8 protein-coding genes and 1 pseudogene are annotated in these 12,996 nt (G+C 45.7%); 7 read left to right on the forward strand and 2 right to left on the reverse strand.

All coding sequences use genetic code 11. The annotated features are described in order from the left end of the window. The 7 genes from LIZ66_RS14695 to LIZ66_RS20135 form a co-directional block, all read left to right on the forward strand. The coding region (locus tag LIZ66_RS14695; protein WP_264467174.1) for a SpaA isopeptide-forming pilin-related protein at positions 1 to 4,042 on the forward strand (4,042 nt) is incomplete at its 5' end. 273 nt (positions 4,043 to 4,315) lie between these two features. Next, positions 4,316 to 7,240 (forward strand): insulinase family protein, encoded by a 2,925-nt coding sequence (locus tag LIZ66_RS14700; protein WP_227200956.1) that lies wholly within the window; start codon positions 4,316 to 4,318, stop codon positions 7,238 to 7,240. A gap of 31 nt (positions 7,241 to 7,271) precedes the next feature. After that, on the forward strand, positions 7,272 to 8,180 hold the full coding sequence (gene era / locus LIZ66_RS14705) for a GTPase Era (RefSeq protein WP_118578648.1): 909 nt from the start codon (positions 7,272 to 7,274) through the stop codon (positions 8,178 to 8,180). Positions 8,181 to 8,182: 2 nt separating this feature from the next. Then, the gene (recO, locus tag LIZ66_RS14710; RefSeq protein WP_173771076.1) at positions 8,183 to 8,950 is read left to right on the forward strand and encodes a DNA repair protein RecO; all 768 of its coding nucleotides are present in this window, start codon (positions 8,183 to 8,185) and stop codon (positions 8,948 to 8,950) included. 209 nt (positions 8,951 to 9,159) lie between these two features. Then, a complete protein-coding gene (locus LIZ66_RS14715) occupies positions 9,160 to 10,554 on the forward strand; it encodes a glycine--tRNA ligase (protein ID WP_173719039.1) in 1,395 nt (464 codons plus the stop codon). Positions 10,555 to 10,734: 180 nt separating this feature from the next. Beyond that, entirely contained in the window at positions 10,735 to 11,778 is a 1,044-nt protein-coding gene (locus tag LIZ66_RS14720; protein ID WP_173769365.1) for an acyltransferase family protein, read from the forward strand. Next, positions 11,762 to 11,854: a DUF6783 domain-containing protein gene (locus LIZ66_RS20135; RefSeq protein WP_368365039.1), complete on the forward strand. Its 93-nt coding sequence runs from the start codon at positions 11,762 to 11,764 to the stop codon at positions 11,852 to 11,854. The genes LIZ66_RS14720 and LIZ66_RS20135 overlap by 17 nt, the downstream gene beginning before the upstream one ends. 112 nt (positions 11,855 to 11,966) lie before the next feature. Here the strand turns inward: LIZ66_RS20135 and LIZ66_RS20140 are convergent. Further along, a pseudogene (locus LIZ66_RS20140) lies at positions 11,967 to 12,049 on the reverse strand (DUF6783 domain-containing protein); the annotation flags it as partial. Between the two features lie 28 nt (positions 12,050 to 12,077). Then, on the reverse strand, positions 12,078 to 12,956 hold the full coding sequence (locus tag LIZ66_RS14725) for an aldose 1-epimerase family protein (RefSeq protein ID WP_148462326.1): 879 nt from the start codon (positions 12,954 to 12,956) through the stop codon (positions 12,078 to 12,080). Between the last annotated feature and the right edge of the window lie 40 nt (positions 12,957 to 12,996).

Genomic DNA, 12,996 nt, shown 5'->3' on the forward strand with positions numbered 1-12,996 from the left:
CAACCAGGACGGAAAACGAGTGGGAGAAGTAGAAGTCCAGCTGTATGCAGATGGATGCGCAGTAGCAGGAAAAGTCCTGAAACTGAATGAAGGTAATGGCTGGAAGGGAACCTTCATAGAACTGGATAAATACCAGAATGGCAAGAAAATCAGTTACACGGTAAAAGAGACCACAAATGTGGACGGTTATACAGCAAGCGTAAGCGGAAATGCAGAAGAAGGTTATGTGGTAACCAATCAGCATACGCCAGATAAGGTAAACATTCCGGTAAGCAAGAGCTGGGACGACAGCAACAACCAGGACGGAAAACGAGTGGGAGAAGTAGAAGTCCAGCTGTATGCAGATGGAAGCGCAGTAGCAGGAAAAGTCCTGAAGCTGAATGAAGGCAATGGCTGGAAGGGAACCTTCCAAGATCTGGATAAATATAAGAAGGGACAGGAAATCAAGTATACCGTAGTTGAAACCACAAATGTGAACGGTTATACAGCAAACGTAAGTGGAAGCGCCAAAGACGGTTATGTGATAACCAATATCCACACTCCAGAAAGTGTGAACATTGAAGGAACCAAGACCTGGAATGACAATGGCAATGCAGACATCAGACCAGAAACTATCACTATTAATCTTTATGCAAATAAAAAATTGGTTGCTTCCAAGACTGTAACAAAGACAGATGACTGGAAATGGAAATTTGCAGATCAGCCGAAATACGAAAAAGGGCAGGAAATTGAATACACCATAACAGAGGATAAAGTAGATGGATATATTACTGCACAGGGAATTGGCAATTATGATGTAGTCAATACTCCAACTACAGTAACTGTCGACAAAGTCGATGATGAAGGAAATCCAGTAAAGAATGCAAAGCTTCAGATTTCTGTAAAAGATGATAATGGAAATGTAGTAGCAAGCTGGAAAACAGATGATACCAGCTATGATATTATTGGTAAGCTGATTGCAGGAAACACTTATACACTGGAGGAAATTAATGTTCCGACAGGCTATGTTGCAGCTGATCCAATTACCTTTAAAGTAGAAGCTGATGGAACTATTACAGTGGACAACAAAACAATAGTTGGCAATAAACTGACTCTGGTAGATGCCAAACTACATTTCAATGTCAACAAAGTAGAACTTGGAAATGGTAAAGAAGTAGAAGGTGCTCATCTTGTAGTAATTGATAAGGAAACAGGTAAGACTGTAGATGAGTGGGTTTCTGAAAAAGGTAAAACTCACGACTTTGGTCCTAAACTTGAAGCTGGAAAGAGCTATATTCTTAGAGAAACAGTAGCTCCTGCTGGTTATAAGTATGCAACAGATATTGAGTTTACTGTTAAAAAAGATGGAACTATTGAAACCAATGCAAAAACTACAACAGATACAGATGGTAACAAGGTATACCTGGTAGAAGATGACACCACCAAGGTAACCATCACCAAAGTAGACGCCCTTGGCAATCAGCTTTCAGGCGTAGTACTCGAAATCCAGGACAAGGACGGCGTGGTAATCGATAGTTGGACAACTTCAACTAAGGACAACCCACGCGTAATCACTGGCAAACTGATCCTCGGCGAAACCTACAAGTTAGTCGAGAAATCCGCTCCAGCTGGTTATACCCTGGCAGATCCTGTTGAGTTTACGGTAAGTGAGAATGACATCGACAACAAAGTTGAGATGAAGAACACCTACTCCGCATCCGGAAGTCTGAACCTGACAGCTAAGAAGACTCTGACAACCACAGAGACACCACTTACAGAAGGTCAGTTTACATTCGAACTTCGCGACAAAGATGGCACTGTTCTTCAGACCAAGACCAACGATGCTGACGGAAACGTAACCTTTGACGAAATCAAGTACAGCCTTGTAAAAGACAACACAGATAAGAAAGTAGATGATACCGGCGAATACCAGTACACCGTAAATGAGGTGAAAGGTGACGCAGCAGGTTACACCTACGACGACACCATCTACACCATCAACGCAACCGTAACAGATGCAGGCAACGGTACCTTAACCGTAACCCCAGTCATCCATTCCTCCAAGGCAACCTCTGAGGATGCCACTGTAACAGGTATGGAATTTACCAACACCTACACCACATCTGGTCAGATCGCTCTTGGTGCAACCAAGACTCTGGAAGGCCAGACACTGGAAGCAGAGCAGTTCAGCTTCCAGGCAACAGAAATGGATGCAGATGGAAAGGCAGTAGAAAATGGTTACAACGAAACTGTGAAGAATGCTGACGGCGGCACCATCACATTCCCAATCATCACATACAAGGAATCCGGAACCCATTATTACCAGATCACAGAAGTAAAAGATGAGAAACCGGCATACCAGTATGATGAAAGAAAATACGTTGTAAAAGTAGACGTAACAGACGACAATGCAGGCAAGTTAACAGCGAAAGTTACTTCTGTCACAAAGAACGGCGAACCTGTAAAGAGTGAAGACCTCACTGGAGCAGTTACCTTCACGAATACCTACAGCGCTTCCGCTGACCTTGAACTGAAAGCCCAGAAGTCCATGAAGGTAGAAGCTGAGCAGCTTGGAACCTTCGAATTCGAACTGAAAGATGCAGATGGCAAGGTAATTGAGACAGTTAAGAACGACGAGAAAGGTGCGATCAGCTTCAGCAAGCTTTCCTATACAGAGAAAGATGCTGGCAAGACCTTTACCTACACCGTAAACGAAAAGCTCCCATCAGAGGCAGACACCTACGTATACGACAAAACTGTTTATACAGTAACTGTAAATGTAGAAGACAACCGTGACGGAACTCTGAAGCTTACCACCAAGGTAAATGGAGAAGATTACACTGAGACAGCCATGAAATTTGTCAACGATACTACCAAGGTTACCATTTCCAAGGTAGACGACACCACCCTGAAAGCTCTTGCAGGAGCAAAACTTCAGGTAGTAGATGACCAGGATAAGGTTGTGGAAGAGTGGACCTCAGATGGTACACCACATGTGATCACAGCGAAACTTGTTCTTGGCAAGACCTACAAACTGGTTGAGGCAGAAGCACCATCAGGATATGAGATCGCAGAGCCGATCACCTTCACTGTTGATGCAGATGACACCAAAAATGCAGTTGAGATGAAGGATGCCATGACAAAGAGCAAGACCGCTGCTATTGAGATCACCAAGGAACTGAAGCTGAACGATGCACTTGCAGGCGCTAAGGATATGACCTTCTACGCAGCACTTTTCGCAGATGCAGAATGCACAATTCCTGCTTCTGATGTAAAAGCACTTGAGTTTAAGAATGCATCTTCTTCCACAGTTACCTTTACCAATCTGGATCTTGGAAGAACCTACTATGTAAGTGAGACAGATGTAACCGGAAAAGCAATTGATTCAGGCATGACGCCGGATGAAAAGGTTTATGTACCGGTTTATCCACAGGGACAGGCAATCACCGTAACTGAGGATGGCGCAAAGAGCAGCATCACATTCGAGAACCAGTTCAGCGAATGGCCGGATGGATTCTACAAGATCGCGACTCTGAATGTAACCAAGAAGCTTCTTGGTGCAGATGGAAATGCCCTGGAAAGTGATGAGATTTTCTATGCAGGTATCTTTGATGACAAAGAGTGCACAACTCTTTCCACAAGAACAGAGAAGAACATCCTGACACTTGATCTTGCAGGCGGCTCCACAGTATCTGAGAGTACACAGGCAGTTGTAATACCGGATGAAGCCTTTACGCTCTATGTTGCAGAGACAGATGCAGAAGGAAATCTGGTAGATGGTACAGACGGATTCAGATACGCAGTAACTGTTGAAAATGGAAATGTACTGTTTGATGAAAATAATCTCAATGCAGAGGTAACCATCATTAACCAGAAACAACCGGAAGCAACACCTACTGTAACTCCTGAGGAGACCATAACTCCTACACCAACCCCAGGCACCTCCACAGGTGTTAAGACAGGTGATGACACACCAATCGGCTTCTATATGGCATTGTTCTTTGTTGCAGCTCTCGCAATCGAAGAAACAACCAGAAGACGCCGCAAAAAAGAACAGGATTAACAAATCACAATTAAATAATCAGAACCGCCCCTGCAGGAAGAATCCTACCAGATTCGCCCGCAGGGGCGGTTCTTTTTAAAAGAATTTTGTTGTAGTAAGATACTTTTTTGTGTGTTATACTAATGCAAGAAGTTGAAGATGCTCCGGAATTATCAGCTGCATTGTATAAAGCTTTTAAGTGCAGTGTAATTCAGCATAATCGAAGAAATGAATTAAATACATCCCAATACCGGTTGTTTAAACAAACTGATTGGGCACTATTTGGAGGAAAAAATGAAAAAAGAGAACATTCCTGCATACGAGGTTTTGAAACAGGAGAATCTGACCGATATCCATTCCGCCGGATATCTGGTTCGCCATAAGAAAACAGGAGCCAGACTGGTTCTGATCGAGAATGATGATGAGAATAAGGTATTTTCCATTGCCTTTCGTACTACGCCGAAGAACAGCACCGGTGTTCCCCACATTCTGGAACACAGCGTTCTGTGCGGCTCCCGCGAGTTTCCGCTGAAGGATCCATTTGTAGAGCTGGTAAAGGGCTCTCTGAATACCTTCCTGAATGCCATGACCTACCCGGACAAGACCTGTTATCCGGTGGCAAGCTGCAATGACCAGGATTTCCAGAACCTGATGCATGTGTATCTGGACGCTGTTTTTTACCCGAATATTTATAAGAAAGAGGAGATTTTCCGCCAGGAAGGATGGAATTACCATCTGGAGAAGAAGGAAGGCCCGCTCACATACAATGGTGTTGTATACAATGAGATGAAGGGCGCATTTTCTTCCCCGGACGAGGTGCTGGAAAGAGAAATTATGAACCATCTTTTCCCGGACAATACCTACGGCGTGGAATCCGGCGGCAATCCGGAGAATATTCCGGAGCTTTCCTATGAAGAGTTTCTGGATTTCCACCGCACCTACTATCATCCGTCCAACAGCTATATTTACCTTTACGGAAATATGGACATGGAAGAGAAGTTGCGATTTATTGATGAGAAATATCTGTCCGCATTTGAGGCTTTGGACGTTGATTCCAGTATTAAGGAGCAGGCAGCTTTTTCCCAGGTGAAAGACCTGCAGATCGAGTATCCCATTGCGGAGAACGAGGAAGAAGAGGATAACACCTATCTCTCCTATAACATGGTTGTAGGAAATGCCATGGACAGTACCCTGGGTGTGGCATTTGATGTGTTGGATTATGCACTTTTAAGTGCGCCGGGAGCACCGCTGAAGCAGGCTCTTCTGGACGCCGGAATCGGTAAGGATATTTATGGCGATTACAGCGACGGTGTTTTGCAGCCGTATTTCTCCGTGATTGCAAAAGGTGCCAGAGCTGCCCGGAAGGAGGAATTTGTTTCCATTATCCGAAATTGCCTTCAGGACATTGTGAAAAATGGAATTGATAAGAAGGCGGTTCTTTCCGGAATCAATTACATGGAGTTCCGTTACCGCGAAGCAGATTTTGGACAGTTTCCAAAAGGTCTGATGTATGGACTGGATATTATGGGAAGCTGGCTTTATGATGATGAGAATGCTTTTTCCCAGGTAAAGCTTCTGGAGATTTATGATCAGCTGAAAATTGCAGTAAATGAAGGCTATTTCGAGAATCTGATCCAGAAATGGCTTCTGGACAATACACATGGTGCGATCCTGACTCTTGTGCCGAAGCGCGGTCTTGCAGCCCAGCGTGAGAAAGAGCTGGCAGACAGGCTGGAAGCATACAGAAGCAGCCTTTCCGATGAACAGCTGGAAGAAATGGTAAGAAAGACAAAAGCCCTTGAGGCTTACCAGGAGTCTGAGGAGAGACCGGAGGACCTGGAATGCATTCCTATGCTGAAGCGTTCCGATATCCGCAAAGAAGTGAATGGTTTTTCCAACGAAGAGCTTCAGGTGGAGAACAGTCTGTTCCTGTATCAGGATGTGTGCACCAATGGAATCGGTTATGTAAATATTATGTTCGAGATTAAGGATATGGCTGTTGAGAAGGTCCATTATCTTGGACTTTTGAAGTCTGTTCTCGGATATGTGGATACAAAGAATTACACTTATGGTCAGCTGTTTAATGAGACCAATGCCAGAACCGGCGGTATCCAGTGCGGCGTAGATGTTTTTGACAAGGCGAACGACCCGGAAGCATTCCGTACCATGTTTACCATCCGGGGCAAAGCACTGTATTCCCAGATGGATTTCCTGTTCCAGATGATGGAAGAAATCCTGAATACTTCTAAGCTTTCAGATACCAGACGTCTTGGTGAGATTATCGGGGAAATCAGGTCCAGAGGACAGGCTTCCCTGATTGGCGCAGGTCATCAGACAGCAGTACTCCGCAGCGCTGCCTACGGTTCTCCAATGGCAGAATATCAGGATGAGATGGCAGGTGTGGGCTATTACAAATTTATCGAAGACCTTGAGAAGAATTTCCAGGAGAAAAAGGACGAGATCGTAGCCGGACTTCAGAACGCCATGGCAGAGATCATCCGAAAGGATTCCTTCATGGTAAGCTATACCGGAGAAAGAGAGTCTGTGGAACAGGTGAAGACCTTAAGCGGTGCCCTGAAGAAGAGCCTGCCGGAGAGCACCTGTGAGGTTCCGGAAACTGCCATTACCTGCAGGAAAAAGAACGAGGGCTTTAAGACCTCCGGACAGGTTCAGTATGTGGCAAGAACCGGTAACTTTGTAAAAAAAGGCTTCACCTATACTGGTGCCCTGGAAATTCTGAAGGTTGCCTTAAGCTATGATTATCTGTGGATCAATCTTCGTGTAAAGGGCGGCGCATATGGCTGTATGAGCGGCTTTAAGAGAAGTGGGGAGAGTTATTTCGTTTCTTATAGAGACCCCCATCTTCGCAGAACTCTTGAAGTATATGAGGGTGTGCCGGAATATGTGCGTACCTTTGCAGCGGATGAACGTGAAATGACCAAATACATTATCGGTACTATCAGCGGAAAGGATGTTCCAAGAACACCGCAGACACAGGGCGCCCTTGGCAGAATGGCTTATTTCCGCGGTCTCACTGTGGAGATGCTGCAAAAAGAGCGTGACCAGATCCTGAATGCTACAGTAGAGGATATCCATGCACTGGCTCCTCTGATCCAGGCAGTTCTCTCCGATGACCAGCTCTGTGTGGTTGGAAGCGAGAATGCAATCGAGAAGGCGAAGGATGTATTTATGGAGACCAAGCCGCTGGTAAGCTGCTGATAAAAGTTAAGAAAGATGAGGATATATTTTAATGACACCAGATTTTAAATCCGGATTTGTTGCAATTATTGGCCGCCCGAACGTTGGGAAATCTACCCTGATGAACCATCTGATCGGCCAGAAGATCGCGATCACATCCAAGAAGCCCCAGACCACCAGAAACCGCATCCAGACAGTCTATACCTGTGAGAAGGGACAGATCGTTTTTCTGGATACGCCTGGTATCCATAAGGCGAAGAATAAGCTTGGAGAGTATATGGTAGCCGTTGCAGAGCGTACCCTGAAAGAGGTGGATGCAATTATGTGGCTGGTTGAGCCGTCTACCTTCATTGGAGCCGGTGAGCGCCACATTGCAGAGCAGCTCCAGGGCGTTGGCGTGCCGGTCATTTTGATCATTAATAAGATCGATACAGTGAAAAAAGAGGAGATCCTTCCGGCAATCGATACGTACCGCAAGATCTGTGATTTTGCAGAGATTATCCCTTGCTCTGCACTCCGCGGACAGAACACAGAGGATATTATTGACAGTATTTTGAAATATCTGCCTTATGGACCCATGTTCTATGATGAGGATACCGTAACGGACCAGCCTCAGCGCCAGATCGTGGCAGAGGTGATCCGTGAGAAGGCGCTTCACGCACTGGATGCGGAGATTCCACATGGAATCGCAGTGGCAATTGACAAAATGAAGGAGCGTCCGGGCAAAAATCCTATGGTGGATATTGAGGCGACCATTATTTGTGAGAGGGATTCCCACAAGGGCATTATCATTGGAAAAGGCGGTGCCATGCTGAAGAAGATCGGCAGCAACGCCAGATTTGAATTGGAACGTATGCTGGATTCCAAGGTAAACCTGAAGCTTTGGGTAAAGGTGAAAAAAGACTGGCGTGACAGTGATTTTATGATCAAAAACTTTGGATATGATAAGAAGGAAATCTGAAAATGAGTGATCTGATCACGGTACAGGGAATTGTACTTTCTGCGCAGCCTGTGGGAGAGTATGACAAGCGAATCGTGCTTCTTACCAGGGAGAGGGGGAAGATTTCCGCTTTCGCCAAGGGTGCCAGACGGCAGAACAGCCCGTTTATGGCAGCTGCCAATCCTTTTGTGTTCGGGAATTTCACCCTGTATGAAGGGCGCAGCAGCTACAATCTGAACCAGGTGACCGTGACCCATCATTTTGTGGAGCTGGCCGCCAGACAGCCAGGAGTTTATTATGGCTATTATTTTCTGGAGCTGGCAGATTATTTCGGAAGAGAGGGCACAGATGAGAAGAATATGATGAATCTTCTTTATCTCACTGTGAAGGCTCTCCTGAATCCGGAAATCGATGACCGGCTGGTAAGGTGCATTTTTGAACTGCGAACTATGACAGAGCAGGGGCTGATGCCGGAGCTTTTCCGGTGTGTGAACTGTGGGGAGGAGATCACCGGAAAAGAGAATCTGTTCTTTTCCCAGGAGGCACATGGAATCCTGGATGGGGACTGCCTGAAGAAAGCAAGCCCCGGAGAAGCCAGAACCGCCCGCCGGATTTCCCCGGCAGCACTTTATACCATGCAGTACATTGTAAGCTCGCCCATGACGAAGCTATACAGCTTTACAGTGACCGATGAGGTGCTGTGGGAGCTGGAACGGCATATTCAGCCTTATGTGGCAGGGAATACGGATAAGAAATTTAAGAGTTTGCAGATATTAGAAGTTATGATGTAAGTGGATTGGATGTTGCACATAACAGGAAAGCTGATTAACGTGCTTTGCTCTATACTTCGATAGCAGCACATGATTTGCTGTTCAAAAGTGCGGAAATTGTGTTTTTGCGGCAGAATGTACGGAATTGAGTACGCGGTATAACTTTACAAAAAGAAAAGTTGCGAGTATAATATTAGAAAATCATCTATCAAACAATGAGGAGAGATATCATGGAAAAAACAATGGACAAGATTATTGCTCTGGCAAAAGCAAGAGGATTTGTTTACCCGGGTTCTGAGATCTATGGAGGTCTTGCGAATACATGGGATTACGGCAACCTTGGCGTAGAGCTTAAGAATAACGTAAAGCGCGCATGGTGGCAGAAATTCATTCAGGAGTCTCCGTACAACGTAGGTGTTGACTGTGCCATCCTGATGAACCCGCAGACCTGGGTCGCATCCGGACATCTGGGAAGCTTCTCTGATCCGCTTATGGATTGTAAAGAGTGCCATGAGCGTTTCCGCGCAGACAAGATCATCGAGGACTACAGCCAGGAGCACGGCATTGAGCTTGAGAGCTCTGTAGACGGATGGTCTCAGGAAGAGATGAAGAATTTCATCGAAGAGCATAATGTTCCATGTCCTTCCTGTGGCAAACACAATTTCACAGATATCCGTCAGTTCAACCTGATGTTCAAGACCTTCCAGGGCGTAACTGAGGATGCTAAGAATACTGTATATTTAAGACCTGAGACAGCACAGGGTATTTTTGTAAACTTCAAGAACGTACAGAGAACATCCCGTAAGAAGATTCCATTTGGTATCGGTCAGATCGGTAAATCCTTCCGTAACGAGATCACACCTGGTAACTTCACATTCCGTACCCGTGAGTTCGAGCAGATGGAGCTTGAGTTCTTCTGCGAGCCGGACACAGACCTTGAGTGGTTTGCATACTGGAAGAGCTTCTGCCTGAACTGGCTGCATTCTCTTGGACTGAAGGATGAGGAAGTACGTTACCGTGACCATGACAAGGAAGAGCTGAGCTTCTACAGCAAGGCTACTACAGACGTTGAGTTCCTTTTCCCATTTGGATGGGGCGAGCTTTGGGGAATCGCAGACAGAACAGACTACGACCTTACCCAGCACCAGAATGTATCCGGACAGGATCTTACTTACTTCGATGATGAGAAGAAGCAGAAATATATCCCATATGTAATCGAGCCGTCACTTGGTGCTGACCGTGTGGTTCTTGCATTCCTTTGCAGTGCATATGATGAGGAGGTTCTGGATGCAGAGAAGAACGACGTTCGTACAGTCCTTCACTTCCATCCGGCACTTGCACCGGTTAAGATCGGTGTGCTTCCGCTTTCCAAGAAGCTGAACGAGGGCGCTGAGAAAATCTACGCTCAGTTATCAAAGAAATACAACTGCGAATTTGATGATCGTGGAAACATCGGTAAACGTTACAGAAGACAGGACGAGATCGGTACTCCGTTCTGCGTAACCTACGATTTCGATTCCGAAACTGACGGAATGGTAACTGTCCGTGACCGTGATTCCATGGAGCAGGTTCGTATTAAGATTGATGAGCTGGATGCTTACTTCGCAGATAAATTTACATTCTGATTTATGTGACAGGCAGTTCAGAATCCTCATATAACAGGAATCTGAAAATGCCGCAGCAGCGTGTGGAAACCGCGTGGAGTGTATATAAAGTAATAAAAGGGCTGACTTTCTGAAATCAGATGGTTGGTCCTTTTGCTGTCCGTATTTGCCCGGAACAGCAGTTATTGGAGTTACGAGGAAATGAAAAAAAGACGTTGGACGTGTATTGATATTTTGAAATGCCTGGCTGCTATTGCAGTGGTTGAGATCCACAAGCCTCTGGAAATACAGGGGGGAGATGAATTCCTGATCCTGTGCCGTTTTGCAGTGCCTGTGTTTTTTATGATCACCGGATTCTTTTACCCGGAAACAGTGGCGAAGAAACGGGAACTGAAGCAGTTTGGCAAAATTTTCACCATTACCATTGGCGCAAATCTGTTTTACCTGCTATGGGAAATCCTTCTGGCAGTTGAGAAAAGAGAAAATATAAAAGAAGCACTGCTTGCAAGGTTTGAGAAAAGAGTTCCGGAGGATTTTATTTTGTGGAATTTTTCCCCGCTTTCACCGCACCTGTGGTATCTGCAGGCACTTCTCTATGTGCTTGTAATTGCTTTTATTGTAGAACATCTGGGACTGAGAAAGCTGGCTTATCTGGCGATTCCGGTGCTGTTGGCGGGAAGTCTCATAAAGGGAAGCTATTCCCTGTTTTTTGTGGGAAAAGAAGACTGTCATATTTATTATGCAAGGAACTTTCTGTACTGCGGACTTCCCTTTTTCTGGCTGGGCTGCTGGTTTGGATCCAGAAAGGAGGCTCTTCTTAGCTTTCTGGACAGGAAGAAAATGGGATTTTTGCTGTGTGGACTTCCTGTTTTCTGGAATATGGCTGTTATGGAGCAGAAGTGGCTGGAAAAGCGAAATGTCCTGGGAACCCAGGAAGAGTATGCTGGAACCATTTTTCTGGCAATCTGCATCTTTCTTCTTTTTATTGGCTGGCAGAATTTTTATGTGGAGAATTCTCTTACCAGAGCATTGGCAAAAGTGGGAAAAGACTATTCCATGCTTATCTATGTTCTTCACTATGCGGTTCTGCAGGCCTTGTCCAGATGCTTTAAAGGCAGAAGGAGCCTGCTCGCAAAGGGATACCATCAGTATGGGATGATGTTTGTGTTTGCGGTTACTGTGGTGATGGTGGCAGTTTACGCTAATGCTAGAGCCTGTTTGAAAAATCATTCTCGCAAATTGTGACGAACATCTTGCAGAAAGCCTTTTTCAGACACAATCTGGGGAAAAACTGAGGATGCCTTATGAAACTGAAAAGTGAGTGAATAAAATATCGGTACACTTCCAGAAGCGCGGAAGTGTACCGATATTTTTTTGCTCTGCTTAGAATGTGTCTGAAAAATCATTCCCACAATCTGCACGCCTCGCTTTGCAGTATATTTTGCCCAAATTCGGTTGCGTAGCCCGCTGCGGCGCCCTCATCCGGGCATGATCTCCCACAAATTGTGACGAACATCTTGCAGAAAGCCCTTTTCAAACACGATTTAGAATATTTCAATAGTATATGCCGTTTCAAACATCTCATCCATTTTCAGTTGATTGATAAATGGTTTCTCCGACAGATCTCCTGTGAATCCGCAATCATCGCAGCGTCCCATCCATGGCTCCAGGCAGACAAATGGGGCATCCTGGGAAGCTGACCAGATCCCGAAATTGGGGAATCCCACACAGCGCAGCTCCAGATAAGGAGTGCCGTCTGGCAGCTGGATGCCGGCCCTTGTGATCTGATTGTCAAATACCAGTGCATCGTGGTCAAACATGTGATCCTCAATCTGGCAGGTGCTATTTTCCAGCTTCAGAGTGGCCTTTTCCTCAGCCTTGGCCGTGCCGCTCTCCGGATCAAGAAGAAGGTATGTAAGGCTTTCCTGTCCGTCAAAGGTAAGACGGTAATCACTTCTTCTGGTATCCGGCAGAACCGGTACACGAAATGCCGGATGTCCGCCGATGGCGAAATACATATCCGTGTCACTGTTATTTGCTACCTTCCAGCTGACTGTAAGGGTGCGCCCCTTCAGAATATGACGGATGCGGAGCACGAAATCAAAAGGATAAACCTCTTTGGTCTCTTCTGTAGAACGAATCTGGTGGGTTACGGAATCCAGTGTGGAATCAATACATGTGAAATCTGTGTCACGGGCAAAGCCATGCTGCTTGGAAGCATATTCCTTATCACCGATCCGGTAATGATTTCCATAATGCTTTCCTACATTTGGAAAAAGAACCGGCGCATGACGTCCCCAGAACCTGGGATCTCCCTGCCAGATCACCTCACGGTCTTTCTCTTTGTCATAAATGCTGACCAGCTCAGCCCCATGGTCGTCAATGGCCACTTTCAGAAAGTCATTTTCCAAAACTCTTTTCATGATGTAAAACCTCCATGTGTGATGTTATATGTGGAGCGCG

Source organism: Blautia faecis, assembly GCF_020554845.1.
In the GTDB taxonomy this organism is placed as follows: Bacteria; Bacillota; Clostridia; order Lachnospirales; family Lachnospiraceae; genus Blautia_A; species Blautia_A faecis.

Coding starts and splice junctions, on each gene's coding strand:
- LIZ66_RS14715 (WP_173719039.1), top strand. CDS start 9,160: ATGGAAAAAACAATGGACAAGATTATTGCTCTGGCAAAAGCAAGAGGA.
- LIZ66_RS14720 (WP_173769365.1), top strand. CDS start 10,735: ATGAAAAAAAGACGTTGGACGTGTATTGATATTTTGAAATGCCTGGCT.
- recO (WP_173771076.1), top strand. CDS start 8,183: ATGAGTGATCTGATCACGGTACAGGGAATTGTACTTTCTGCGCAGCCT.
- era (WP_118578648.1), top strand. CDS start 7,272: ATGACACCAGATTTTAAATCCGGATTTGTTGCAATTATTGGCCGCCCG.
- LIZ66_RS14725 (WP_148462326.1), bottom strand. CDS start 12,956: ATGAAAAGAGTTTTGGAAAATGACTTTCTGAAAGTGGCCATTGACGAC.
- LIZ66_RS14700 (WP_227200956.1), top strand. CDS start 4,316: ATGAAAAAAGAGAACATTCCTGCATACGAGGTTTTGAAACAGGAGAAT.